Annotated in this window: 24 protein-coding genes; 2 read left to right on the top strand and 22 right to left on the bottom strand. The window is 64.4% G+C overall.

All coding sequences use genetic code 11. The features are described from left to right. The 6 genes from HWV23_RS13475 to HWV23_RS13450 form a co-directional block, all read right to left on the bottom strand. Positions 1 to 759 (bottom strand): cytochrome b family protein, encoded by a 759-nt coding sequence (locus tag HWV23_RS13475; protein ID WP_178290915.1) that lies wholly within the window; start codon positions 757 to 759, stop codon positions 1 to 3. Between the two features lie 2 nt (positions 760 to 761). Beyond that, positions 762 to 1,565: a cytochrome b gene (locus tag HWV23_RS13470; RefSeq protein WP_178290914.1), complete on the bottom strand. Its 804-nt coding sequence runs from the start codon at positions 1,563 to 1,565 to the stop codon at positions 762 to 764. Positions 1,566 to 1,567: 2 nt separating this feature from the next. Continuing rightward, positions 1,568 to 2,413 (bottom strand): QcrA and Rieske domain-containing protein, encoded by an 846-nt coding sequence (locus HWV23_RS13465; protein WP_178290913.1) that lies wholly within the window; start codon positions 2,411 to 2,413, stop codon positions 1,568 to 1,570. Positions 2,414 to 2,416: 3 nt separating this feature from the next. Further along, positions 2,417 to 2,815, bottom strand: a complete 399-nt coding sequence (locus HWV23_RS13460; RefSeq protein WP_178290912.1) for a DUF7318 family protein — start codon at positions 2,813 to 2,815, stop codon at positions 2,417 to 2,419. 2 nt (positions 2,816 to 2,817) lie between these two features. Further along, a complete protein-coding gene (locus HWV23_RS13455) occupies positions 2,818 to 3,474 on the bottom strand; it encodes a halocyanin domain-containing protein (protein ID WP_178290911.1) in 657 nt (218 codons plus the stop codon). Positions 3,475 to 3,610: 136 nt separating this feature from the next. Continuing rightward, positions 3,611 to 4,516: a DUF7319 domain-containing protein gene (locus HWV23_RS13450; RefSeq protein WP_178290910.1), complete on the bottom strand. Its 906-nt coding sequence runs from the start codon at positions 4,514 to 4,516 to the stop codon at positions 3,611 to 3,613. Positions 4,517 to 4,627: 111 nt separating this feature from the next. Between HWV23_RS13450 and HWV23_RS13445 the strand changes: the two genes are divergently transcribed. After that, positions 4,628 to 5,110, top strand: a complete 483-nt coding sequence (locus HWV23_RS13445) for a DUF7321 family protein (RefSeq protein ID WP_178290909.1) — start codon at positions 4,628 to 4,630, stop codon at positions 5,108 to 5,110. Positions 5,111 to 5,137: 27 nt separating this feature from the next. Here HWV23_RS13445 and nth read toward each other — a convergent pair whose 3' ends face one another. From nth to HWV23_RS13370, 15 genes are all read right to left on the bottom strand, one after another. Then, the gene (gene nth / locus HWV23_RS13440; RefSeq protein WP_178290908.1) at positions 5,138 to 5,821 is read right to left on the bottom strand and encodes an endonuclease III; all 684 of its coding nucleotides are present in this window, start codon (positions 5,819 to 5,821) and stop codon (positions 5,138 to 5,140) included. Between the two features lie 49 nt (positions 5,822 to 5,870). Further along, positions 5,871 to 6,326, bottom strand: coding sequence for a hypothetical protein (locus HWV23_RS13435; protein WP_178290907.1), 456 nt, complete (start codon positions 6,324 to 6,326; stop codon positions 5,871 to 5,873). A gap of 91 nt (positions 6,327 to 6,417) precedes the next feature. Then, positions 6,418 to 7,476, bottom strand: a complete 1,059-nt coding sequence (locus HWV23_RS13430; protein ID WP_178290906.1) for an NAD(P)-dependent glycerol-1-phosphate dehydrogenase — start codon at positions 7,474 to 7,476, stop codon at positions 6,418 to 6,420. A gap of 66 nt (positions 7,477 to 7,542) precedes the next feature. Next, on the bottom strand, positions 7,543 to 8,538 hold the full coding sequence (locus HWV23_RS13425) for an NAD-dependent epimerase/dehydratase family protein (protein ID WP_178290905.1): 996 nt from the start codon (positions 8,536 to 8,538) through the stop codon (positions 7,543 to 7,545). Positions 8,539 to 8,599: 61 nt separating this feature from the next. Further along, entirely contained in the window at positions 8,600 to 11,911 is a 3,312-nt protein-coding gene (locus HWV23_RS13420; protein WP_178290904.1) for a M14 family metallopeptidase, read from the bottom strand. A gap of 514 nt (positions 11,912 to 12,425) precedes the next feature. After that, positions 12,426 to 16,955 carry a glutamate synthase large subunit gene (gene gltB / locus HWV23_RS13415; RefSeq protein WP_178290903.1) on the bottom strand — a complete coding sequence of 1,510 codons (4,530 nt, stop codon included), beginning with the start codon at positions 16,953 to 16,955 and terminating at the stop codon, positions 12,426 to 12,428. Positions 16,956 to 17,100: 145 nt separating this feature from the next. Further along, positions 17,101 to 17,616, bottom strand: coding sequence for a GNAT family N-acetyltransferase (locus HWV23_RS13410; protein ID WP_178290902.1), 516 nt, complete (start codon positions 17,614 to 17,616; stop codon positions 17,101 to 17,103). Positions 17,617 to 17,861: 245 nt separating this feature from the next. Next, positions 17,862 to 19,322 carry a proline--tRNA ligase gene (proS, locus tag HWV23_RS13405; protein ID WP_178290901.1) on the bottom strand — a complete coding sequence of 487 codons (1,461 nt, stop codon included), beginning with the start codon at positions 19,320 to 19,322 and terminating at the stop codon, positions 17,862 to 17,864. A gap of 73 nt (positions 19,323 to 19,395) precedes the next feature. Next, positions 19,396 to 19,617: a DUF2061 domain-containing protein gene (locus HWV23_RS13400; protein ID WP_178290900.1), complete on the bottom strand. Its 222-nt coding sequence runs from the start codon at positions 19,615 to 19,617 to the stop codon at positions 19,396 to 19,398. A 144-nt stretch (positions 19,618 to 19,761) separates the two neighbouring features. Continuing rightward, the gene (locus tag HWV23_RS13395; protein WP_178290899.1) at positions 19,762 to 20,082 is read right to left on the bottom strand and encodes an AzlD domain-containing protein; all 321 of its coding nucleotides are present in this window, start codon (positions 20,080 to 20,082) and stop codon (positions 19,762 to 19,764) included. Beyond that, positions 20,079 to 20,765, bottom strand: a complete 687-nt coding sequence (locus HWV23_RS13390) for an AzlC family ABC transporter permease (RefSeq protein ID WP_178290898.1) — start codon at positions 20,763 to 20,765, stop codon at positions 20,079 to 20,081. The genes HWV23_RS13395 and HWV23_RS13390 overlap by 4 nt, the downstream gene beginning before the upstream one ends. 75 nt (positions 20,766 to 20,840) lie before the next feature. Further along, a complete protein-coding gene (locus tag HWV23_RS13385) occupies positions 20,841 to 21,569 on the bottom strand; it encodes a DUF4382 domain-containing protein (RefSeq protein ID WP_246282688.1) in 729 nt (242 codons plus the stop codon). A 79-nt stretch (positions 21,570 to 21,648) separates the two neighbouring features. After that, positions 21,649 to 22,224 (bottom strand): DUF4382 domain-containing protein, encoded by a 576-nt coding sequence (locus HWV23_RS13380; protein WP_178290896.1) that lies wholly within the window; start codon positions 22,222 to 22,224, stop codon positions 21,649 to 21,651. A gap of 60 nt (positions 22,225 to 22,284) precedes the next feature. Then, positions 22,285 to 22,767 carry a cupin domain-containing protein gene (locus HWV23_RS13375; RefSeq protein WP_178290895.1) on the bottom strand — a complete coding sequence of 161 codons (483 nt, stop codon included), beginning with the start codon at positions 22,765 to 22,767 and terminating at the stop codon, positions 22,285 to 22,287. An 85-nt stretch (positions 22,768 to 22,852) separates the two neighbouring features. Then, positions 22,853 to 23,332, bottom strand: coding sequence for a DUF7984 family protein (locus tag HWV23_RS13370; protein ID WP_178290894.1), 480 nt, complete (start codon positions 23,330 to 23,332; stop codon positions 22,853 to 22,855). A 217-nt stretch (positions 23,333 to 23,549) separates the two neighbouring features. On the opposite strand from HWV23_RS13370, the gene HWV23_RS13365 reads away from it, so the two are divergent. Then, positions 23,550 to 25,469 carry a beta-CASP ribonuclease aCPSF1 gene (locus HWV23_RS13365; RefSeq protein ID WP_178290893.1) on the top strand — a complete coding sequence of 640 codons (1,920 nt, stop codon included), beginning with the start codon at positions 23,550 to 23,552 and terminating at the stop codon, positions 25,467 to 25,469. Positions 25,470 to 25,792: 323 nt separating this feature from the next. Here HWV23_RS13365 and HWV23_RS13360 read toward each other — a convergent pair whose 3' ends face one another. After that, on the bottom strand, positions 25,793 to 26,059 hold the full coding sequence (locus HWV23_RS13360) for a DUF7538 family protein (RefSeq protein WP_178290892.1): 267 nt from the start codon (positions 26,057 to 26,059) through the stop codon (positions 25,793 to 25,795). Between the last annotated feature and the right edge of the window lie 39 nt (positions 26,060 to 26,098).

Raw genomic sequence — 26,098 nt, 5'->3', positions numbered from 1 at the left:
TTACTTCGGCGGCCGCAGCCGGTAGTACCGACGGTTGAGTTCGAACATGTACCCCTCGCGCATCGCCTTCAGCACCCCGTAGGTGATGAAACCGGCGACGACGGGTAGCAGGAACGTCAGGTCGAACAGTTCGTGGTTGCCAAGCGGGAACGTCCCGGCAACGAGGTTCTTGACGGCCAGCACGGCGATGGTGAAGGCGAAGACGACGCCGCCGACGCCGATAGAGGCCCAGAAGGGCTCCTCGACGGGACGGCGGGCGTTGCCCTTGTTCAGGAACGGGACGATGGCGATGGCGCCGACGACCACGAGGTTGGCGAGCACACCGTAGGTCCGGTCGGCCAGAAGCTTCTCGCCGCCGAGCAGCGAGAGTTCGGGGTTCAGCGGCGGCAGCTTCAGCAGGCCGAACGACCAGTAGAGATACCAGTCCGGCAGGATGACCGCCGGCGTCGAGTTGGGGTTGGCGGGTTCGGGGACGCCGATGGGAATCGCCGCCGCGATGAAGAACATCAGGCCGACGAAGAACGATGTGATCGCGAGATTGCGAATCATCTCGTGGGGCCACGTCGGGAACGCGAGCACGTCACGCTCGACGTAATCGGATTCCTTACGCAGTTCCTCGTCCTCGCGGCGGGACCGCTCGAAGTACTCGTAGGTGAGTCGAGCCAGTCCCTGTGTACGCTCTTTCCGCTCGGACCAGGTCGGTGCTTGGTCGTCCTGCGGGACGATGCCTCCGTCGGGTTTGGGTTCCTTGTCGCTCATTGTTAGTGGGGTTCCGCGATGCCCTGCATCCAGACGATGCCGATGTGGATGGCGATGAGGGCCGTGACGACGAACGGCAGGACGAACACGTGCAGGATGTACATCCGCTGTAGCGTCGCCTCACCCAGCGAGAAGCCGCCGAAGATGAGCTGTGCGACCCACTCGCCGATAAGCGGGATGGAAAGGGCCATTTCGACGCCGATCTGGCCCGCCCAGTAGGACAGCTGGCTCCACGGCAGCAGGTAGCCCGTGTACCCGAAGACCATCGTCAGCGAGATGAGGACGATGCCGAGAATCCAGTTCAGTTCACGCGGCTCCTTGTACGCGCCCGTGAAGTAGACACGGAGCATGTGTAGGAAGACCGCGGCGGTCATCACCTGTGCGGACCAGCGGTGAAGACTCCGGAGGAAGAACCCGAAGTTCAGGTCGCCCATGATGAACAGGACGTTCGAGTAGGCGACCGTCCGGGCACCCTCCGTCGTCGCCGTCGAGGGGGCATAATAGAAGCCCAGGAGTGCGCCGGAGATGGCGGCTACCACATAGGCGATTGTACTGAACGACCCTAACGCGTACAGGGGATACCAGTACCAGAACTTGTTGTCGAGGTTGTACTGTTCGGTGTGGCTCTTCGGCATCTGGAGGTTCGTCTTGTAGTACATGTCCTCCAGCATCTCGAGGTAATCGACGATGCGGAGCCGACGGTCCATCCAGATGAGCGTGGTGAGGTAGACCTCCTCGATGGGCGAGAGGTCCTTGCCCTCCATCCACGCTTCGTGGTCGTGTTCGTCTTTTCGTTCGATGCTCATGGTTAGTCAGGTCGGGGGAGTGCGGTGAACGTCCCGAACTCCGGGGTGAAGGGGTCGTAACGCGACTGGTGGCACTGACAGTAGACCCCGTTTTCCGCGTTGTAGCTCGGTGCGTCGCTGTTGGTTTTGTAGCCGGGAACACAGCAGAAGTGCGTACAGACGTTCATGTACGCGATGAAGCCCTGTTCGGCTGCGCCCGAATACCAGTTCCCGACCTCGCCGCCTTGCTGGGCTTTCTCCTCGATGATGGGACTCCGGATGACGGTAACCGGAAGGACCGTATCGAGGCCCTCGGAGCGCCAGGTCGTCTGGGCTGGCTTGCCGACGCCCTCGTCACCGATGTTGTTGCCCCACGACTCGTAATCCGAGAAGTGGTCGACGTGGAGTCGGTCACCCTCTGAAAGTGCATCGGCCTGCCACTCGTAGTCCGGGTCGGCCGACGACAGGAAGTAGTTGTTCCGGTCAGCGCTCGGCACGACTGCCTCGGTTTGCTGACGCCCGCAGTACTGGAACCACTCCGAGGAGTAGGTCTGGCCGCCGATTTCGGTCTCCGCGACCTCGTAGGACGCCCCGCCCTCGGTCACGGTTTCGGCTTCGGGCCAGATGCCGCGGATGTAGCCTTCCTCGTCCAGTTCAATCGGGATGTACGGCATCCCACGCGGGGCGGGACCACCCATCAGTTGGATACCGACGTAGGGGGTCGGACCCCCACCGCCGCCGGACGGCTGCGTTGCGAGGTCGATCGTCGCCGCACCGCCGACGCCGACGCCGGAGAGTGCAGCACTACCGACGACGCCTTTGACGAACCGTCGACGTCCGGATTCGCTCGGATATTTGTCTTCGCTCATTGGTTATCGCTTGTAGTAGGGGTAGATAGCGCGTTTCAGTTTCTCGACCATATCGCCGCCAGCCTGGGTACCTTCCATGTCCTCTTCACGCACGTAGAGGTCCTCCCATTTCCGACGTCGCTTCTTGACGACCATCACGTCCGGGAGGAACTCCTTGCGGTACAGCAGGAGGATGAATGACAGGTTGATGAACACCGCCGCCAGGATGAGTCCAAGCAGGACGTTCCCGGCGTCGGTCCCAGTCGACGTCCCGACGGCCCACCCGGTCGTCAGACCATAGGCGAACAGGCCGACGAGGACGATCTGAAGCACCGACAGCAGGACGATGGTAATCGCTGCGACCGTGCTCTCACGCGCCGGTTCGTACCGGTGTATCGCACCGTAGCTGTTGTCGTCTGCCACGTTCAGTCACCTCCACTCGTATGCGGCGATTCGCCGTATTTGAGCGTGAAGAACGTGAACACCAGCGAAACGGACATCATCAGCATGACCGAGACGCCGACCCAGTGCTCGTGCGGGTGCACGCCGAAGTGGATGGGGTCTTTGGTCTCGGGGCCGCCGGTCGAAACCGTCTCGACGTCGTCGCCGACGGCGACGCCGCCTTTCATGCCCTGCCCCTCGTGGGGCGAGCAGTAGTAGGTCGTGATGCCGGCGTCCTCCTCGGTAACCTCGTATTCGTATGTGTAGCCCTCCTCGCCGACGATATCCTCGTGGGAGAAACCGGCCGGCCCTTCGTTGACGACGACGTTGTGACTGCCGTTGCCCGACCACTCCCAGATAAGCGTCGTGCCCGGGGAGACCCAGATAGCGGCCGGGTCGAACGAGAGCCCCTCACCGGCACCGACCGTGATGGTCACCTCGTCTTGGTCTCGGAGGTCCTCTGTCGTTTCGTATCCACGAGCATCGTCCAGATAGGAACCGAAAGCCGGCTCCTGACCGCCACCGCCGCCTCCGGAGTCGCCTCCTCCTTCGGCAGCGGCGGCCGGCTGGACCGCGCCCGCAGTTGCGCCTGCGGCGACTGTCGCGCCACCGGCAGTACGCATGAACTCCCGCCTTCTCATACGTTCGGCCGTCAGGCCTGTGCCCGCTTAAACCCACCGATGGCGGCCGCGCGAGCCACCAAGAAACAGCCGTTTGAACGCCTATCGGCGGGGTTTCGTCCGCCAACATGACCGCCGCATCCGCGGGCCAGACACCTTATTCGCCCGTCTCCTCACGGGATTGCTCCGATTCGTCCTCGACGGCGAGGGCCTCGCGGTGGACTCGCTCCATTTCGACCTCCAGTTGCCGGCCGCCGGCTTCGAAGGCCTCATCGGGCAGGAAGGACGGCCGCCCCTCGGAGCCAGCACCGACCGCGCGCAACCGGTCGCGGTACTGCTGGGAGCGCATCCGGTCGGAGAGCCGGGCGTTCGCCACCGTGACGAACAGGACGATGCCCATCAGCAGGAAGACGATGCCGAGCGTCAGGACGATAGCGCCCGCAAAGCCGAGGTCCAGCGCCCCGACGAGACTCGCCAGCCACGACCCGATGAACGCCAGCCCCGACAGCGAGAGCACGCCGGCGACGACCTGTAGCATCTGGTTGCCGAAATCGCCGCTGGCCTCGGGGACCGACTCCGGATGCGGCAGGCCGGCGTCCTCGTCGACGTCAGGCACGTCGTAGTCCTCCATCGAACAGAGCGCGACCATCGGCTCGACGTCGCGCAGAATCGTCCCCGTCCCCTGAATCGACCCGTCGGGCCGAACGATGACGTAGCCCTCGTCGGAGTAGGCGACGACGCGTTCGTCCTCGCCGTCGCCGACCCGCTCGACGGCGGCGAAGACCTGCCGGGTCTGGACGTTGTGCCGCAGTTCCGCCTCGACGCGGTCCAGCAGTTCCGACCCCGTAATCCAGCTGTCGGGGTCGAAGACCGCCTCCCACTCCTCGACGGACATCTCCGCCATATCCGCCGGACTGAACTTCTCGAAATCGTACTGTTCTTCGACCTGCTGGCGGAGTTCCTCGGTCGAAAGCTCCTCCGTCTCCCCGGGGGCGTCGGCCCCGGCGTCCGTGTCCGCGGACCCGTCGGACTCGTCCTCCGAGGATTGCCGGGAGTCAGCCATTACTGGCCGTAGTGGTGTGAACGGCTTACGCTTTCCGACACCTACCTGCCGAGACCGTCCGTTCGGACCGGACACGGCACACTCAAGCGACTCCCGCCCGAACCCCCGGCAATGGTCTCGGAAGCCGCGATTGCGACGGTCGTCCTCCTCGCCGTCGCCGCCAGTTTTCCCTGTTTCATCTACGGCGCGTGGATCATGATCGACCACGACGAGATTACGTGGGGTATCCTCGTCTACCACCTCAAGTTCATCCTCACGGGGCTGGTGTTGACCACCGGTCCGCTTCTCTTCTGGATGTTCCCCCGCCTGCTGGAACAGTTCGGCGGCTTCGCCGCCGTCCACGCCTTCTTCGGCCTGCAGGCCTACGCCTTCCTCGCGTTCGGCTTTACGGGTATCGTCCGTATCTTTCGCGCCAAATACGAACACGACCTCTATACCGAATACGACGAGGACGTCCTGCTGGACGAAATCGGCGACGAGAACATGCAGTTCTGGCGGCGGCGCCTCCGGGTCGGCGTCTTCGGTTACACCCTCTGCTGGATTATCGCGTTTCTGACCGGCTTCGCGCGGTACGTCTCGATATACCTCGTCTGAGCGTTCCCGCGCGGAGCACAGACGGCCCTACCACTCGGACCCGTCGGCGAGGTCGACGTCGTGGTCGAGTTTCGAGGACGGACAGATGTCCTCAAGCACGCAGTCCTCACAATCGGGGTTCCGCGCGGTGCAGGTCTCCCGGCCATGGCTGATGAGCAGATGCGTGTATTCCTGCCAGTCGGTCGCGGGAACGATTCCCATCAGGTCCTCCTCGATGTTCTCGGGGGATTGCTCCTCGGTCAGGCCGAGGCGCCGCGAGATGCGCTGGACGTGGGTGTCGACGACGATGCCCTCGACGACCTCGTGGCCGTGCTGGAGGACGACGTTGGCCGTTTTGCGGCCGACGCCGGCAAGGTCCGTAAGGTCGGACATCGTGTCGGGAACCTCGCCGTCGTGTTTCTCGATGATGTCCTGACAGGCCGATTTGATGTAGCCGGCCTTGCTGTTGTAGTAGGTAATCGAGTTGATGTCCTCGGCGAGTTCCTCCTCGTCGGCCTCGGCGTAGTCGGCGGGGCCGTCGTACTTCTCGAAGAGGTCGGCAGTGACCTTGTTGACCCGCTCGTCGGTACACTGCGCGGAGAGGACGACGGCGATGAGCAACTCCAGCCGGTTCGAGAAATTCAGCGAGATTTCAGGTTCGGGGTACTGCTCGTAGAGTCGGTCGAGTACCTCGACGACCTGTTCTTCGCGCGAATCGAGTTGCGTTCCCATACCGGAAGCGCGGCCGGCCGACCCTTTGGTGTGTCGGGATAGATGTGGCTTAAAAGGCAGCCGACTGTTCGGGCAGGCTCTCGCGCCACGTCGCCTCCTCGCTGGGCGTGCCGGATTCGGCGTCGCCCTCGAAGACCGCCGACAGTTCCCAGATTTCGTCGCCGAGTTCCTCACACTGGAGACAGACGAGCGATACCGACCGCAGCGCCCGGATGTTCGGGTCGACGCCGGTCTGGTCGCGGACGATTTCGTCGGCGACAGCCTCTGTCGGTTCGTCGACGATGGCCTGCGGTACCGTCCAGCCGTCGTCGTCGGGGACTGCGAGCAAGCCGTCTGGACCCTCGATTCGGGCCCGAACGCGGGCGATGTCACCGCCTTCTTTCATCTCGGCGAACTCGTCGGCGCCGACGCTGACGGTGGTCTGGGTTACGTCGAAGCCGTCGTGGCGCTCGTAGAGCGCGCCGAGATAGGCAGCGACGTCATCGGAAGGGTGCCGACCGGACATACACCCCACCATGTCGTTCGGACTGATAAACCCGTTCTATTATTCACGGGGCCCCTGGACTCGAAGGGGCCGTTAAACCACGCGACGGAGGTTAGAGGACGCCGGTCGTCGTCGCCGCCTCGATGGCGGCGTCCTCCTCGATACCGTCGCCGAGAATCGTATAGCGGTCCCGAATCTCGTGGGCCGTCGTCATCGCCTCGATGAACTGTTCGTCGTCGATGCCGAGTTGGCTGGCCGTCGTCGGCGCGTCGATACTGGCCAGCGCCTGCTTGACCTGCTTCCACTCGCCGCCCTCGCCGCTGTGGAGGTATTCGGTGACGACGGAGGCGATACCGACCTGATGGCCGTGGAGGGCCTCCCCGGGCGCGATACGGTCCAGTTGGTGTGAGATGAGGTGTTCCGCGCCCGAGGCCGGCCGCGAGGACCCCGCAATCGACATCGCGACGCCCGAGGAGACGAGCGCTTTCACGACGACCCACGCCGACTCTTCGAGGCCGCGCTTGATGGAATCCGAGCGCTCGACGAGCATCTCGGCGGTCATCTGTGCGAGCGCGCCCGCGTACTCGCTGTATTCGACGTTCTTCAGCCGATGGGCGAGTTGCCAGTCTTTGACCGCGGTGTAATTCGAGATGATGTCGGCACAGCCGGCGGTCGTCAGCCGCCACGGCGCGTTGGCGATGAGTTCGGTATCCGCGATGACCGCAAGCGGCGGATGGGCCGCAACGGAGTGGCGGGTATCGCCCTCGGGGACCGACCCTCGACCCGAAACGATGCCGTCGTGGCTGGCCGCGGTCGGTACCGAGACGAACCCGCAGTTCAGTTCGTCGGCGGCCATCTTCGCGATGTCGATGGGCTTGCCGCCGCCGAGGCCGATGAGGTAGCCCGCATCGATTTCGTCGGCGGCTTCGAGGACGTCTTCGACGGCCGAAAAGGAGGCCTCCTCGACGATGGCAACTGCCGGTTCGAAGCCGGCCGCCTCGAAATCATCCACGAGGCGGTCGGCCGCGAGTTCCTCCGGCGTGGGGCTGGTGACGATGAGCGGTCGCCCGTCGAGATAGAGTTCGTCGACGACTTCGACCGCCCGGTCCAGCACGCCGTGGCCGACCACGACGCTCCGCGGGAGGCGAATCCACGTCGATTTGCTGAACATACCGGGGAGTGCGCAACGCCGGGGTAAAACCGTTTGGCCTCGGGCGGTCGGCCGGAAGCGGTCCGCCTACTGCACCGTTCCCAGCACGTCGAGCAGTCGCTCCTCGGCCTCGCGGTCCGGGCCGTTCTCCCGGCCCGTTCGCTCGGATTCGCGATGCTCGGCGACCGTTTCGGCCAGCGCCTCCTCGTGGTCGGTCGATTCCCAACCGAGCGACCGGAGTTTGTTCGTCTCCAGCAGGTGCGGGTAGTCACGATAGATAGGGAAATCGTCCAGCGAGAGGTCGACGGTCCCGAGTTCCCGCTCGCTGGCGAACACCGTCTCGACGTCGGTGTCACACGCATCCGCAATCAGGTCGACCCACTCACCCAGCACGGGCGCGTGGCCGTCACCGACGTTGTAGGCCTCGCCGGGCGTGCCCTCCTCGGCGACCGTTCGCAGCGCGCTGGCGACGTCCTTCACGTAGACGAGATGCCAGAGGTTCGTCCCATCGCCAGGTACGACGACAGTGTCGTGGTTATCGACACGGTCGATCCAGTAGTCGAAGCGCTCGGTGTAATCGTGGGGGCCGTAGACGACCGGCGGCCGGACGGCCATCGCGTTGACGCCGCGGTCGGCGGCCGAAAAGACCGCGCGGTCGCCCTCTGCCTTCCGGGCGCCGTAGGTCTCCATCGTGTCGTCGATGGCCTCCTCCGGCGAACAGTCATTGAGTTCGGTTTCGCCCTCCCGTTTCGGGATTCGCTCCTCGCCGTAGGACGCCCCCGAGGAGATGTAGACGTAGGCGTCCACGTCGCTGAAGATGTCCGTCGCGGCGTGAACGTCCCGCGGCTGGTAGGCCACACAGTCGACGACGACGTCGGGGGCGACATCGAGGCCCGCACGTCGGAGGTCACCCTCGTTGGTCCGGTCGCCCTCGATGTGGGCGACGCGGCCGTCGTCTGCGAAAGGGTTGTCGTGGTTGCCGCGATTGAAAATCGTGACCTCGTAGCCCGCATCGAGGAACTCCTCGACGGTGTGTCGGCCGATGAATCGCGTGCCGCCGATAACGAAGACGTGGTCGCTCATACCACCGCCTGCGGGCCGGCCGGCGAAAAAGGGGACGGTTCGGCCAGTCGGCTATCGGCGGCTATGTGTCGACACCGACGAAGACGACGTCGTCCTGTCCGGCGAAGTTAGCCGTCTCCTCGCCGACCTTGGCGATTGCGGGGCCGTAGCTCGCGACGTTGGAGTTCTGGACGCCGCCCGGCGGTTCGACGAAGTAGGTGAAGGTGACCGACTCGTCGCCACCGTCGACCTCGTCGGCCGGAACGGCCCGAGAGTCGTCACTGTATCTGAACTCGACGACGCCATCGTCGACTTCCGTGCCCTGGGCCCACGGCAGGAGGTCCCAACCGTCGGGGAACTGGTCGCGAATGACCGCGTCCTCGCTGAGGTTCGAGACCGTGAGTTCGACCCGGTGGGCCTGCTCGCCCGTAACGACGCTACTGTCGACCGTCCGGGACCCGCTGGCGGTGAGGTCGTCGGTGGGGTCGCTGCCGCCGACGTTCCACCCGTCGGTGCGTCCGTACCGACGTTTCGTATCGCCCGCCGTCCGGACCTGCTCGAAGCCGAGCGCCGAAGTGAGCAGGATGTTGCCGAGGAACGTCACGGTGTAGTTCTGGAGGCCGAACGGGTGCAGGTTCGCCTGCCAGGCCGGTGGCAGCAGCGAGGAGATGTAGTGGATGCCGCGGCCCGAATCCTCGGCCTCGGTAATCGAACCGGCGGCGACCAGACTGTTCGTCCGGCCGGCGATGGAGGCGACGCCGTCGTCGGTGGCGGCGCCGGTGAAAGCCGCCTCGCTGACGAGGTCCATCGGTGCCTCGCCGGTCACCTGATAGCCCAGCGGCTGGACCTTCCAGAGCTGGTTCTGTATCTCCCGAACGTGCTTGTCGAACAGCGGATGGTCGAGGTTCTTGCTCGTGAAGCGGGCCACGTCGAGGAACTGCCGCTCGACGTCGCTTTCGCGGTTGATTTTCGACCCATCGAGGAGTTCGTTGTCGAGTTCCGGCAGGACGTACGTCCCCGTGTCGGTCACGACGAGGTTCCCGCCGCTGTCGACGAAGTCATCGAGCGCGTCGGTGTAATCGTCGACGACATCGCCGGACGCGTTTCCGGTAATGTCTCCCATCTGATTGTCGGTCCCGCCGGAGATACGCTTTTTCGGCGAGACGTAGTCGTGGATGAGGACCGCGTGGTCGTAGTTCTCGTCGGCGAGTTTGCCGCTCCGGACCTCGTCGACGGTGACCGGCTCGACCGAGCCGCCGTCCCTGATGAAGTTCCGCAGGTTGCCACGCTTTTCGGCGGATTCGTAGTCCTTGAAGAACTCGAAGGGAGTCACGTCGTAGGGCGCCTGTTCGTATCCCTCGCTGCCCCAGGCCTGCGTGGGGTCGGGCGCGCCCTGAGCGGCCAGCGTCCAGCGTTGCATTTCGACGATTTGTCCGGCATCCTGATAGTTGGCGATCTGGAGCGACCACGTTCCCGGTTCCGGGTCGCTAACCGTGAACTCCGGCAGGCCGCAGCATTTCCCGCCGACACGTTCGTCGGTGACGCCCTCGAACTCGTAGACCGTTTCGCCGGACGGCGAGACTAAGTCGAGGTCCGCAACGATGCCCTCCCCGTGGAGGTGGACACCCATGCTATGGATGTCCGTCCGCTCGACGTCGAAGGTGAACTCCGTCAGGTCGGCAGCGAGTTCGCCCTCTTCGCTGGTCTCGTAGAACTCGGTTCCCTCGTAGTCGAAATCGAGCTGTCCGTCGGTCCGTCGGAGTGCGTCCTCGCTGGACCCGACCTCGCCGGTCGTGATGTAGGCGACCGTATCGCCGCTGGTCTTTGTTTCGGTGCTGAACTCCTCGTCGGTCGTCGGCGTGTCGGTGTTGTTGACGGCGAACTGGGTGATGGTTCGGATGGCCGCGCGATAGCCCGTGACCTCCATCTCGAACAGTTCGGGGTTGTAGACGTTCCCTCCGAGCATGTGGTTGAACGACATCTCGAAGTCCAGCGTCGTCATGTCGAGGCCGATGGGCTCGGGGTGGGCCATCCAGTCGAGGAACGCGCCCGACACCGTGTAGCCGATGGTGTCGTAGATGGTGGCGTAGTCGAAGGCGCTCTCGGGGACGACGCCGAACAGGACCGGGGAGAACTGCTGGTCCCCCACGAGGTCGACCCGCGCCTGACCGACGGTTTCCCACGTGCTAAGGGCCGACGCAAGCGTCTCGTTGATGTTGCGACACATCTCGTAGACCTCGTGGAGTTCCCGCGTGTTGAACTGGTCCTGCGAGATGAGCCCCAACACGAAATTGTTGAAGACGGGACCGCCGTGGAGGTCGGCACCGTAGTTGAGGTTCTCGTAATCCTGGAAGTAGTCGACGAAGGCCTTGGCGTCCGGCACCTTCTCGTTGACGAACCCCGGCTCGTCGCCCTCGTAATTCGCGGGGGCCGCCGGATAGTGGGCGGGGTTGATGTACCCCACAGCGGGGTACTGGCGGTTCGTATCGAACACCTCCGCGTTCCCGCGCTCGTACAGCGGTGCGGCGGGCGCTCGTGGCGTTCCGGTACCCGGACCACCGACCTGCCACCCGGAATCGTACTGCGGGTTGCGGACCGCCCAGCCGTCGGGGTTCGTAAAGCCGATGATGACGACGACGTCGTCCAGCAGCGGTTCGAGTTTCGCGTCGCTGCCGTCGACGTCCGGTTCGGAGCCACGGGCCGCGTTTTCGAGCACGCGAGCGCCCGTCTCCCGACCGGCCATCTCCAACCCGTGCAGCGAACAGGAGAAGAACACCTTCTCCTTGTCCTCGAAGTCCGTCTCCGAATCGAAGTTCGTCAACTCGGCGACGTACATCCCCTTGGGGTCGGGGCGGTCGGTGACGTTGTTGTGGTGGCCCGGCGACTGACCGACTCGCTTGACCCGAATCTTGTCCGGATACCGTTCTTCGAGCACGTTGAGGCCGTCCTTCAGTTGCTCGAAACCGATGTAGTCCACCGAACGTCGCGGTTCCGGGAAAACGCCCATCGGGTAGTAGCCGATTCGCCAGAAGGGATTCGACCCCGGTGCGAACTGAAACTCGCTGGCGTTCGGCAGGTCCGCCAGCATCTGGGCTTCGGCGGTCGTCACCTGCGCGTAGCCCGCCGGTTCAGGGCTGGTCGTCGTATGGACCTCCTTGTCGAGGGCCCCCTCCATCGCGGTCGTGCCGCTCGGGTCCGAGAAGCGTACCAGCGTCGGGACCGCGTGGTCCTCCGGCGTGTGGTTCAGGACGTACTGATACTCCGTCGTGAACGCGGGCGAACTCGCATCCGCCGTCGCGTTCGCCGGGAGCGTCAGCGCCGCGCCCGTGGCTGCCGATAGCGCCATGAATCGCCGGCGAGAGACCGGCGACCCGTCGAATGGGTCTTCACTCATGCTTGAGACTCACACGCTGAGGTAACCCGAACCCCTACAAAAGGTTCTGACAAATCCGTCCAAACGAACCCACTTTTTGCACGCTCCGCCGGTCTGGCGCGCTACGGCGCCAGACCCGGCTCCGCGGCAAAAACGTGGTGAAAATATGCGCGCCTCCTTCCAGCCGCGAGCCTTCGGCTCGCGTTAGTCAGTCGGCGCTACCGGACTGCGGGCGCCGGAGACGCCCTTGTCCGGGGAACCGCCTCGAGGGCCTTCTTCGAAGGCCCCACTCGGCGGATGCTAACCTCCGTTCCTGTATCCGCTGGCCGAACCTGAGTTCTCGTGCCGGCTACCTCAGCAAAAAATAATGATGTCCGCGAGCGCCCGCAGGGCGCGAGCGGTTCACCGCGACGAACGAAGTGAGGCGCGGGACCGAGACCCGACCGTAGGGAGGGTCGAAGTGTCTTTTTCATCGAAGTTTTTGCCGGGTCGGCGAAGCCGACCCGTGCAAAAAGTTCGGTGTAGAACGTGGTTGTTAGTCGTCGCTCGCTACGTGCCCGGCCGCGTCGGTTTCGGCCTCGGGCGTCGCGCTTTCGGGGAGGTCGTTGCGGACGTCCGCCTCCTCGCGGTCCTCGATGATTTCCGCGTAGGCATCGGGCAGCACCTTGACGAACTTCTCGACTTCCTCCTCCCAGTTGTCGAGGATGTATTCGGCGCGGTCCGAATCGGTGTAGGCGACGTGGTTCTCGATGAGACGGCGGAGCATCTCGCGGTCCTTCTGGTCGAGTTCCTGCGAGGTCGAGACCATGCCGTAGTTGACCTTCTGTTCGAAGTCGCCCTCGCGGTCGAGGACGTAGGCGACACCACCGGACATGCCCGCGGCGAAGTTCTTGCCCGTCTCGCCGAGGCAGGCGACGACGCCGCCGGTCATGTACTCACAGCCGTGGTCGCCGACCGATTCGACGACGGCCTTGACACCAGAGTTGCGGACGCCGAAGCGCTCGCCGGCCATGCCGTTGATGTAGGCCTCGCCCTGCGTCGCACCGTAGAGGGCGACGTTGCCGACGAGGATGTTCTTCTCGGGTTCGTAGGGAGCGTCGTTCGGCGTGTTCACGACGAGTTTGCCGCCCGACAGCCCCTTGCCGACGTAGTCGTTGGCGGTGCCGGTCAACTGGAGGGTGACGCCGTCCTGCAGGAAGGCGCCGAAACTCTGGCCGGCCGTGCCGCCGAAGTCGACGGTGATGGTATCCGAGGGCAGACCCTCGGTGCCGTGGGCCTTCGAGATGCGGTTCGAGAGCGTGGCGCCGACCGCGCGGTGGTTGTTCGAGATGTCGCGGTCCAGATGGACGGGGTCGCCGTGCTCGATGGCGTCCTCGGCCTCGTCGATGAGGTCCCAGTCCAGCGCCTCGTCGATTTCGTGGGTCTGCGGTTCGGTCTTGGTGCGCTGGTCGCCGGCGGGTTCCGCGAGAATCGACGAGAGGTCGAGTTTCTTGGCCTTCTCCTGTTCGACGTCCTCACGCTGTTTGAGGGCGTCGACGCGTCCAATCATCTCCTCGACGCTCGTGTAGCCGAGGTCAGCCATGATTTCGCGCAGTTCCTGCGCGATGAACGTCATGTAGTTGATGACGTGCTGAGGTTCGCCGGGGAAGCGACTCCGGAGGTCCTCGTCCTGGGTGGCGACGCCGACCGGACAGGTGTTCTCGTGGCACTGCCGGGCCATCACACAGCCAGAAGTCACCAGCGGCGCGGTCCCGAAGACGTACTCCTCGGCGCCGAGCAGGGCGCCGACGGCGACGTCGTAGCCGGTCTTCATCCCGCCGTCGACGGTGACGCGGATGCGGGAGCGCAGGTCCGTCGACCGGAGCATCTGGTTGGCTTCGGCGAGGCCGAGTTCCCACGGCAGGCCGGCGTTCTTGATGGACGTTTTGGGTGAGGCGCCGGTGCCGCCGGAGTGGCCCGAGATGTGGACCACGTCGGCGTTGGCCTTCGCGACGCCGGCCGCAATCGTCCCGATGCCGGCCTCCGAGACCAGTTTGACGTTGATGTCCGCGTCCGGGTTGGCGGCCTTCAGGTCGTGGATGAGCTGTTTGAGGTCCTCGATGGAGTAGATGTCGTGCAGCGGCGGCGGCGAGATGAGACCGACACCCGGCGTCGAGTAGCGGACGTGGGCGATCATCTCGTTGACCTTCCGGCCGGGCAGGTGGCCGCCCTCGCCGGGCTTGGAGCCCTGTGCCATCTTGATTTGAATCTCGTCGGCGTTGGTGAGGTAATCCGAGGTGACGCCGAAGCGACCGGAGGCGACCTGCTTGACGGTACACTCCTTTTCGGTGTTGAACCGTTCGGGCGGTTCGCCGCCCTCACCGGTGTTGGACTTGCCGCCGAGGCGGTTCATCGCGATGGAGTTGTTCTCGTGGGCTTCCGGCGAGAGGCTCCCGAGACTCATCGCGGCCGTCGAGAACCGTTTGACGATGTCTTCGACGGGTTCGACCTCGTCGATGTCGACCGGGTCGCGGTCCGAATCGAACTCCAGCAGGCCCCGAAGGCTCTGGAGGTTCTCCTGCTGGTCGTTCATCATCGAGGCGAACTCCTGGTACTGCTCGTAGTCGCCCTGTCGGACGGCCTTCTGGAGCGTGCCGACCGACTCGGGGTTCCACTCGTGGAACATGCCCGAGGAGCGGTGTTCGTACTCGCCCTGCATTTCGAGGTCCGGGTCGTCGCCGAAGGCGACCTCGTAGCGGCGTTTCAGGTCTTCCTCGATGTCCTCGATGTCGATGCCTTCGGTTCGGGCGGTGGTGCCCTCGAAGTATTCGGCGACGAACTCCGAATCGAGGCCGACTGCCTCGAAAATCTGGGCGCCCTGATAGGATTCGACCGTCGAGATACCCATCTTGGCCATCGTCTTCAGCAGGCCGTCCTCGACGGCCTTGATGTAGGCCTGAACGGCCGCGTTTTCGTCGGCACCGTCGGGGCCGGCAACGAGGTCCGTGATGGACTCGTAGGCGAGGTAGGGGTTGACAGCGCCGGCACCGTAGCCGATGCAGGTGGCGACGTGGTGGACCGCACGCGGGTCACCCGATTCGAGGACGAGGCCGACGTGGTTCCGAAGCCCGTTTCGGACGAGGTGATGGTGGACGCCGCCGGTCGCCAGCAGCGCCGGAATCGGGATGGCATCCTCGCCGGCCGCGCGGTCCGAAAGCACGAGGATATCGTGTTCCCGTGCGGTCCGGGTGGCTTCCTCGCGGACGTTCTCGACGGCGGTTTCGAGGTCCGTCTCGGGGTCGAAGGTGATATCGACGACCGCCGAGGAGAGGCCGCCCTCACCGTCGAGGTCCTTGATGGATTTCGTCTTCGCGTCGGTCAGTACCGGCGAGTCGACGACGAGTTGCCGGGCGTGTTCCGGCGTCTCGTCGAGCAGGTTGCGCTGGAAGCCGAGGCGGGACTCCAGAGAGGTGACCAGTTCCTCGCGGATGTAGTCAAGCGGCGGGTTGGTGACCTGCGCGAAGAGCTGTTTGAAGTACGTAAAGAGCGGGCGGTTGAACTGCGAGAGGACGGAAAGCGGCGTGTCGTCGCCCATCGACCCGACAGGGTCCTTGCCGTCGCGGGCCATCGGCTCGATGAGGTGGTCCATCTCGTCGTGGGTGTAGCCGTACAGCGCCTGATGCGAGCGGAGTTCCGTGACGTCTCCCTCCGGCAGGGCATCGTCGGCATCCGCGATATCGTCGATGTCGACCTGTTCCTGGTCGACCCAGTCGGCGTACTTCTCGTCGACGAGTTCGTCGAAGATCTCGTCGTCAGGGATGACCCGTCCCTCGTTGGGGTCGGCGACGAACAGCTGGCCGGGCTGGAGGCGGTCACGGCGTTTGATGTCGCCGAAATCGGGTTCCAGCGCGCCGGCCTCGCTGGCCATGATGAGTCGGTCGTCGGTCGTCACGTCGTACCGGCAGGGTCGGAGGCCGTTCCGGTCCAGCACGGCACCGATGCGTTCGCCGTCGGTCGCCGCGACGAGGGCGGGACCGTCCCACGGTTCGACCAGCGAGGCGTGGTAGTCGTACCACTCGCGTCGGTCCTCGGGGACGCGGTTGGCCTCGCCGCGCCAGGCCTCGGGGATTAACATTCGGAGGGCATGCGGCATGTCGCGGCCGCCTTCCATCAGGAGTTCGAGGGCGTTGTCGACGCTCGCGGTGTCGGACTGTTCGGGGTCGTTGATAATCGGGCGGAGGGTGTCGATATCGTCGCCGAACTCGGGGTGTTCGAGGTCGTCCTCGCGGGCCCGCATCCAGTTGATGTTCCCCTGAATCGTGTTGAACTCGCCGTTGTGGATGATGTTGCGGTAGGGGTGGGCGAGATGCCACGCGCCGAGGGTGTTCGTCGAGAACCGGGCGTGGACCATCGCGAAGGTCGACTTGAAGCGTTCGTCGGAGAGTTCGGGGTAGTACGCCGGCAGTTGCTCGGCCGTCAGCAGACCTTTATAAACGAGCGTGTCGCGGTCCAGCGAGCAGATATAGAAGCGAGCGTAGCCGTCGGGACGGCGGTCCTCGACGGTCTTTTCGAGGTCGCGGCGGCCGACGTAGAGCGCGCGGTCGAAGGCGTCCTCGTCCAGTTCGGAGCGGACGAAACACTGGACGACGGCGGGTTCGGATTCGGCAGCCGTCTCGCCGAGGGAGTCGTTTTCGGTCGGGACTTCGCGCCACGCGAAGACGTCGAGGCCGTGGTCCGCGAGGACGTCCTCGACGATGTCCTGCAGGTGGGCGGCGGCGTCGGGGTCCTTCGGCATGAAGATGGAGCCGACGGCGTACTCGCCGCGGTCCGGAAGCCCGTCGATTTCATCGGCGAAGAACTCGTGGGGCATCTGGAAGAGGATGCCCGCGCCGTCGCCGGTGTTCTCGTCGGCGCCGGTGGTGCCGCGGTGTTCGAGGTTCTCCAGTAGTTCGAGGCTATCGTCGACCGTCTCGTGGGACCGGCCGCCGTCGAGGTCCATGACGACGCCTACCCCACAGTTGGCGCGGTAGTCGTCAGGGTCCGCGAGGCCGGCCGTCCCCGCAGAAGAGTCGGTTCGCTCAGGCATTACCTGTGCTTGCCCGATACCGGAATAAGAGGCTTCCCCTCAAAGACTAATGGTGGGTTTACCCCATATAAGGTAATTTAAGGCAAAGAGTGTGTGGTTGAGTGACGACCATTAGACGACCGAATCCGCCTGCATGCGTCGGGTCTTACTCCTCGCCCAGCGGCCGCCGATAGAACAGAAGGGTGAACGTGTCGCCGTCGTGTTCGAGGCGTTCGCGTCGAACCTGCTCGAACCCCGCCGATTCGTAGAACGCCCGTGCAGCAGTCTGGACGGGCATGGTATCGAGGACGAACTCGTCGAACCCCCGGTTTCGTGCCCGCTGCTCCAGTTCTTCGTACACTCGCCGTCCATACCCCCGACGCTGGTGGGTTGGGTCGACCCGCATTCGCTTGAGTTCCGCCGGATTCGAGAGGCCATCGAGAAATTCGCTTATATACCCCTCCGCGGGTCGGAACGCGCCCATCGCGACGATATCGCCGTCAACGGTGCCCACGAGGAACTCGCCGCCCGAATCGAAGTACGCCCCCTCGATATCGTCGAGGTCTGGTTCTGGAACTCCGTCCACGTACGCGCCTACGTCCCGCATCGCCGCCTCGTGAAGCTCCAGCACCCGCTCGTGGTCAGACGGGCGATAGCGACGGAGAGCCAACGAACCGCTCATATTCGATACTCAGTACCCAGTAATACCGAAATTCCGACTGCTACAACATCCTCCGCTATCGATGGGCGGTGGCCGATTAATAAAGGAACATCGGAGCATCCGCGCGAAAGGAGTAACGCGCGAATATTTTTCCCACGTTTTTGCCGTCATTAGACCGCGTAGCGGTCTAATTGCCCATCAGATTCCGCGGGAATCTGATGACTGCAAGGCGCGGCGAAGCCGCACCGAACGTGCAAAAGTGGGCTTTAGTAACTCTTCGCGAAGTACGCCGTCTCCTCGGCGTCCTCACCGCAGACGCCGCAGGTGTCGTGGACGGGGTCGTAGTCCTCTTCGAGGGGGAGCATCACGATTTCGGCGGCGATCTGGTCCTTGATTTCGGCTTCGCAGTCCTCGTCGCCGCACCAACCGGTCTTGACGTAGCCGCCGTGCTTGCCGAGCGTGCCGAGGATTTCGCCGCGGCCGTGGGCCTCGCGGATGTTGTTTTCGAGGGTCTCCTCGGCGTCGGCGTAGAGTTTGGCGTAGACCGTATCGAGGGCGTCCTGAACGGATTCGGTGATGCCCTCGCGGTCGGCGACCTCGTTCTCGCCGTCGGGACGGTGGACCAGCGTGGCCTCCTCGTCGTCGACCTCGTTGGGGCCGATTTCGATGCGGAGGGGAACGCCGTTGAGTTCGTGTTCGTTGAACTTGAAGCCGGGATTCCGCTCGTCGCGGTCGTCCAACTCGACCCGGAACTCCTCGTCGAGTTCGGCGGCGAGGTCGGCGGCGTACTCCTTGACTTTCTCCTCGGTGTCGGCCTGCCAGATGGGGACGATGACGACCTGCGTGGGCGCGAGTTTGGGCGGGATGACCAGTCCCTGGTCGTCGGAGTGAGTCATGATGAGCGCGCCGAGTGCGCGCCACGAGAGGCCCCACGAGGTGGTGTGGGCGAGCCGTTCGTTTTCGTCCTCGTCGGTGTACTCGATGTCGAAGGCCTCCGCGAAGGAGGTCCCGAGGTAGTGGGAGGTGCCGGCCTGCACGGACTTGCCGTCGGGCATCAGCGCCTCGATGGTCGTCGTGGTGTCGGCACCGGGGAACTTGTCGTGTTCGGGCTTGCGACCCGTCATCCCGGGAATGGCCATGACCTCCTCGTAGAGCCGTTCGTACTGACCGAGGCGGGTCATCGTCTCCTCCCAGGCGCCTTCCTCGTCGGCGTGGGCGGTGTGGCCCTCCTGCCAGAGGAACTCCTTGGTCCGGAAGAAGGGCTTGGTCTCGGTGGCCTCCCACCGGACGACCGAACACCACTGGTTCAGCCGCATCGGGAGGTCACGGTGGCTGCGGACCCACTCGGCGATAAAGGGCGTGATGATGGACTCGCTTGTGGGCCGGACGGCGAGCCGCTCGTCGAGTTCGTCGTGGCCGCCGTGGGTCACCCACGCCACTTCGGGGTCGAACCCTTCGACGATGTCCTTCTCCCGTTCGAGATAGCTCTCGGGGATGAACATCGGGAAGTAGGTGTTCTGGACGCCCGTCTCCTTGAACCAGCCGTCGAGGTGGTCCTGCAGGCGCTCCCACAGCGCGTAGCCGCGCGGACGGGTGACGATAAAGCCGCCCATGGGGGCGTAATCCGCGAGACCGGCCTTCTGGACGACTTCCGCGTACCACTCGCCGGGACTGTGCTCCTTGGACTCGGTGATGCCGAGTTCCTGTGTCCCCGATTCGTCGCTCATACCACAAACGTCCCGCAGGCGAGTATTAAACCCGGCGTATCGTCGGGAACGGGTGGCGTGGGGAGACGACCCCTTAGACGCCCCAGTCGATGTGGTCCCACGCCCGCTCGTAGACGAAGTAGGTCCCCGTCTTCACGACGTTGGCGACGAGGCCGATACTCAGTGCGTCCCCGACGTCACCGACGACGAGGAAGGCGACGGCGACGGTGATACACACCATGAAGAAGCGATAGCCGAGCGTCTTGGCGACCGCCCGCGAGAGTTGCTGGTGCGGCCGACGGCGGAACGCGTCCATACGAACGATCTGGAGGGCAAGAACGTAATAATAACGTCTTACATTCGTCCAGTACGTAACCAGTATTAGTTTATTACTGGATGCCGACCCGGTCCCCCCGAACTATAGCGAAACCCGAACTCGGGGGGCCAGACCCCACAGAGGCTAAATAAGGCTCTGGAGAGCGACCAGCGCGACCATCCCGACGGCGATGGTGGCGAAAATGTTCTCGGTGCGCCAGGCGACGATGGCGGCGATTCCAGCCGCGATGAGACGCTCGTTGCCGACAGCGATGGCCAGCGAGCCATCGACCATGACGACGGCGGGGACGACGAGCGCCGCCAACACCGCCGGCGGGACGAACCGAAGCGCCCGCTCGATGCTCTCGGGTACCTCCGAGACGTACTCGAAGAGAAAGAGGAAGGAAAACCGAATCAGGAACGTTCCGACCCCGATAGCGACGATGGCCGGCCAGACGGCGGTCATCGCTGCCACCCCGTTTCGATGAGCAGGCCGGCGAAGACGCCGACGACGGCGCCCGTAATCAGGCCGAGGTTCAGCGGCAGGCCGGCACCGAGCGTCGCCGCCGTGCCGCCGATGGCCGCCGCGAGCGCACTCGGCGAGTCGGTAATCGTCGGCACCAGAAGTGCGAGGAAGGTCAGCGGAACGGCGAACTCCAGCGGCAGCGAGTCGGGCACTCGCGCGCCGACGAGGATACCGATGACGGTACAGATAACCCAGACCACCCATATCGGCGCGGCCGCCCCCAGATAAAACCAGGCCCGGTCGACGTCCTCGTCGGTCCGAAAGCGGGCCACCGAGAGGGCGTAGGCCTGATCGGTCAACAGGTAGGCCAGCCCCGCACGCAGTCGGGTCGAAAGCCCACGGAAATGCGGCGCTAGCGAGGCGCTGTACATCGTCATCCGAAGGTTGATGACAAGCGCCGTGGCGACGATGACGGCGGCGTGGGCGTCCTGCCCGAACAGTTCGATGGCCGCCAACTGTGAGGCACCGGCGAAGACGATGACCGACAGGCCGACGGCCTCCAGCCCGGAAAGGCCCGCACGGACCGCCGCGGCCCCGGCGACGAGGCCGAAGGGGATGACGCCGAGAAGAACGGGCACGACGGCGCGGGCACCCGCACCGAACGAACCGCGACGAGATGGCATAGCCGCCGGTAGCCACGGCTGGCTTACAGGCCTTGCCTTTCGACGAAAGAACGCGAGCGCGGAGGCGGGAGCGAGTTACGCTTCGGTCGGCGTTTCGGTCTGCTGGTCGGTGCCGTTCTCGGTCCCGTCGTCGGTTTCGACGTCCTCGTAGCTAACCTCGACGCCGGAGGCGACCGGCTGGAGGATGTAGCTGTTCTGCTGGCCCCGCTTGACCGGCGTGAAGTCCGCGGTGAAGACCGTCCGCGTGTTCGCACGAATCTCGAAGGACTCGTTGAACTTCAGCGGCGCGTTGCCGGGCGTGTCAACCTCGGTCTCGCCGCCGTCCTTGAGCGTCCCGTTGACCTCGCTGACGGTCAGTTTCATGTACTCGTACTCGCCAGTCTCGATTTCCCGCTCGTCGACGAGTTTCGTGTTTCCGTCCTGCAGTTCCACGAGGTCGGCCTCGACGTCGTCGACCTCGTAGACGACTTCGTCCTCGGCCTCGTCGTCGCCTTCGGTCTCGGTGCCTTCGGATTCCGTCGGCGTTTCTTCCGGCGTCGCCGTCTCGTCGGCAGTTCCCTCTGTGTCTTCCTCTTCGGTGCCTTCGTCGTCTCCCTCGGCAGGCTTGAGGCGAATCGCAGTGATGGTGACGACACAGGATTCGAAGTCGTCGATGTCGCCGGGTTGGTCTGTCACGCGCGTGGCGAGGAGGCCGCTGTCGTTTCCGCCGTTGCCGTCATCGCCGCCGTTACCGCCCATACATCCGGCGAAGGCCGATACGGCCACGGCACTACCGGTTGCTACGAGGTAATCTCGTCGTCTCATATACGACATGTTTCGCTCCAGCGACTCATATGCCTGCTGGCCACTTGACGCAAAAACTGCGATATCGGTGCCGGACGCGTTATTCCTCGTAGGAGACGCCGACAGCGTCGGCGACCGGTCGGAGCACGTAGCCGTCCTGCTGGTCACGCTTGACGGGCGCGAAGTTCGCCGTAAAGACCGTCCGCGTGCTCTCCCGGATTTCGAACGGCGCGTCGAATTTCAGGGGGGCGCCGTTCGGCATCTGCACGTCCGCCTCGCTCCCGTCCCCGAGCGTCGCGTCGACGTTCGAGACCAGCAGTTTCAGGTACTGGTAGTCGCCCGTCTCCAGTTCCCGCTCGTCGATGAGCGCGGTGTTGCCGTCCCGAACCTGCACGAGGTCGATTTCGGCATCGGCCACCTCGTAGGCCTGTTCGCCTTCGACGGTCGGGATTTCGGTCTGGGCAGTCTGTCCGCTTCCGGTCGCCGTGCCGCCCTCGGTCGTTCCCGTCATGACGCGGAGTTCCGAAATCGTGACGACACAGGCTTCGAAGTCGTCGATGTCGCCGGATTGCTGGGTTATCCGCGTGGCGAGCGTCCCGGTCGCACCGCCGAGGCAACCAGCCAGCGCAGTTCCCGCGGCGGCGCCGGCCGCAGCGAGGAACTCACGTCGCTTCATACCCCGAAGGGTCGGTATCGTGTCTGAAATGCGTGTCGTCTCCCGCGTGTCTGGCCTCAGTCAGGCGATTCGCATCTCGTTGCCGCACTCCTTGCAGAAGATGACGAACGATTCGTCGGGTTCCTCGACGCCGTGTGGCGTCACCTCGTCGCACTCCGGACAGGGCGCCATGGATTCGAGGTCCGCCCAGTTGTGCTGGCTTCCCGGCGCAGCGAGCGCGAGGCCGACCACCTGCTCGTCGCTTTCGTTCCGGCCGCACTGGAACTCACCGGGTTCGAATCGAATGACTTCGCCCGCCTCGACCGGTGTCTTCTCGCCGTCGGTCCCGTATTCGAAGGTGGCGGTGCCTTCCATGACGTAGAACAGTTCCTCCTGGTCGTGGTGGGTGTGCAGGCCGCCAGAGAACTGCTCGCCCGGGTCGAGTTCGTAGTGGACGGCCGTCATGTGCTCGGCGCCGAGGGCGTCGGTGACCGGTTGGCGCTCGCGGTTGACGCCCATCGGATGCGGTTCGGCCTCGACGTCCTCGATAGTGACGCGTTCCATGAGCGTCGGTCGGAAGCATCCGATAAAAGTCTACATTCAGCGGCCAGCGTTGACATGCCGCAGTCGGCCCCGGCCTTCGTCCTCGCTACTCGACCGAGAAAGGACTTTCCGTCGCGGTCCAGTCCCAGCCCGGCATCCGGGTCTGAAAGCCCGCGGCGAGTGCGGCATCGAGGTCATCGGCGCCCGCCGTCTCCCCTTCCTCGCCGTGGGTGTGGACGTCCGCGAAGTGGAAGGTCGCCTCCGCGAGGAGGGCAAGCGGCTGGCCGCCCGCAATCGTCGCGGCGAGTTTCCGGCCGAGGAACTCGTCGACGACGAAGCCCGGGTAATCACCTTCACAGTCCAGTTCCCGGAGCAGGCCACAGAGCGCCGCGACGTTGACCGCACAGTCGCCGTCGGCGAAGACGGCGTCGACTTCCTGCTGGTATTCGGCGGCGGTCACCTCACCGACCTCGGTATCGAACAGCGGGCCGAGGCGTCCTCGGACGTCGTTTATCAGGGCCGGGACCTGCTCGCGGCTTCGGACCCACTCGTGTTCGTCGGCGACGGTATCGGCTGTAACGTACATATCCTACTTCCGTTTGCGAAGGATTTTATATGAGTGGTGGGTAAGCACCGAATACGAGCGGGTTTTCCGGTACCTCCCGCGGTCGTTACCTGCCGACAGGTAACCCTTACGTCGAAACACATGACCTGCTGTCACAACAACCGTCGGACAGTCCGTCCGCGAGCGCCGACAGCAGTCCGCCGCAGTGCCGGCAAGCCCACAACCAAGGATTTCTAATATGAGCGCAGTAGAGCGGAAACTCGAAGATATCAAGGAAACGATCACCGACGAGGTCCCGAGCGACATCTCGATTTCGGACGTGAAATACGAAGGGCCCGAACTGGTCGTCTACACCCGCGACCCCAAGAAGTTCGCCGGAGACGGCGACCTCGTTCGACGCCTCGCCTCCAAACTCCGCAAGCGAATCACCGTCCGTCCGGACCCCGACGTGCTCACCCGACCGGAGAAGGCCCGCGAGCAGGTCGAAGCCGTCATCCCCGAGGAAGCCGGCGTCACGGACCTCGATTTCCACGCCGACACCGGCGAAGTCGTCATCGAGGCCGAAAAGCCCGGCATGGTCATCGGCCGCCACGGGTCGACCCTCCGGGAGATTACCCAGGAGGTCGGCTGGACGCCCGAAGTCGTCCGGACGCCGCCCATCGAGTCCTCGACGGTCTCGAACGTCCGGAACTTCCTGAAGCACGAACGCGACGAGCGTCGGGACATCCTCGAACGCGTCGGTCGACAGATTCACCGCGAGGAGATGTCCGACGACGAGTGGGTCCGCATCTCCACCCTCGGCTGCTGCCGCGAGGTCGGTCGGGCCGCCTTCATCCTCAACACGCCCGAAACGCGCGTCCTCATCGACTGCGGTGACAAGCCCGGTGCCGAAGGCGAAGTGCCCTACCTGCAGGTGCCCGAGGCCCTCGGCGCGGGCGCCCAGAACATCGACGCCGTTGTGCTCACCCACGCCCACCTCGACCACTCCGCGCTCATCCCGCTCCTCTTTAAATACGGTTACGACGGCCCCATCTACTGTACGGAGCCGACCCGCGACCTGATGGGCCTGCTGACGCTGGACTACCTCGACGTCGCCGCCAAGGAGGGCCGCGCGCCGCCCTACGAGTCCGAACAGGTCCGGGAGGCCATCAAACACTGCATCCCGCTGGAGTACGGCGACGTCACCGACATCGCGCCGGACCTCAAACTCACCTTCCACAACGCCGGCCACATTCTCGGCTCCGCAGTCACCCACTTCCACATCGGCGACGGCCTCTACAACGTCGCCTTCTCCGGTGACATCCACTACGACGACACGCGCCTCTTCAACGGCGCGACGAACGAGTTCCCCCGCGTCGAGACGCTGGTCATGGAGTCGACCTACGGCGGCCGAAACGACTACCAAACCGACCAGACGGACTCCGAGGAGGAGCTCAAGAAGGTCATCCGCGAGACCGCCGAACGCGGCGGCAAGGTCCTCATTCCCGCCTTCGCCGTCGGCCGCTCACAGGAGATCATGCTCGTCCTCGAAGAGGCCATGCGCAAAGGCGAAATCCCCGAAATCCCGGTCCACCTCGACGGCATGATATGGGAGGCGACGGCCATCCACACGACCTACCCCGAGTACCTCCGTGACGACCTCCGGGACCGCATCTTCCACGAGGACCAGAACCCCTTCCTCGCCGACCAGTTCAACCACATCGACGGCGGCGAGGAAGAACGCCAGGAGGTCGCCGACGGCGGCCCCTGTGTCGTCCTCTCGACGTCCGGGATGGTCGAAGGCGGCCCCATCATGTCGTGGCTCCAGCATCTCGGCAGCGAGGAAGACTCGACGATGACCTTCGTCGGCTATCAGGCACAGGGAACCCTCGGCCGCCGTATTCAGAACGGTTGGGACGAGATTCCGATGGACGACCGTGGCGGCAGCCGCGGCAAACTCACCCTCAACATGAACGTCGAAACCGTCGACGGCTTCTCCGGTCACGCCGACCGGCAGGGCCTCATGAACTTCGTCCGCACCATGAACCCGCGGCCCGAGAAAGTGCTGTGTGTCCACGGCGACGAATCCTCCGTGCAGGACCTCTCTTCCGCGCTTTACCACGAGTTCAACATGCGAACCTTCGCGCCGAAGAACCTGGAGACGTTTCGGTTCAAGTAAAACCACTTTTTGCACGCTCCGGCGGTTCGGCGCGCGAGGCGCCGAACCCGCCTCCGCGGTCATCAGATTCCGCAGGAATCTGATGGGCAATCAGACCGCGTCGCGGTCTGATGACGGCAAAAACGTGGTGAAAATATGCGCCCTCCTTCCAGCCGCTCAGCCTCCCTACGGTCGGCTGAGCGTTAGTCAGTCGGCGCTACGCTGGCTCCCTTCGGTCGCCAGCGGGAACCGCCTCGGGGGCGCTTTTCAAGCGCCCCGCTCGGCGGATGCTTGATTATTTAAATCCGATTGAGTGTTAGCTTCGGCAAGGCCCCTTCTTCGCGTTACAGCATCTCCCCTTCCACCTCAGGGTCGATACCGACCTCAGCCAGATCCTCACGGATACGCCGTCGGAGCGGGTCAGGCACCGAATCTCGGCTGACCGGCACCGCCTCATCGTCGTCGCGGACTCGCCAGTAGATGACGCGGTCGGTCGGCTCGTAGTATTCGATGCTGTACTGCTCGGTCGCACCCTCGTAGTGGACCCGCGCAGCGTAGCCCTCGCTTCGCCACCCCTCCTGCTTGCTCAGCGCCGTGGTCTTCTCGCCCATGGGATGGCTTGGGTGGCTTCTGGGATGTGATTAGGGGTC

It is taken from the genome of Natronomonas halophila (genome assembly GCF_013391085.1).
GTDB classification, from domain to species: Archaea; Halobacteriota; Halobacteria; order Halobacteriales; family Haloarculaceae; genus Natronomonas; species Natronomonas halophila.
This window is presented reverse-complemented; position numbering and strand designations above follow the sequence as displayed.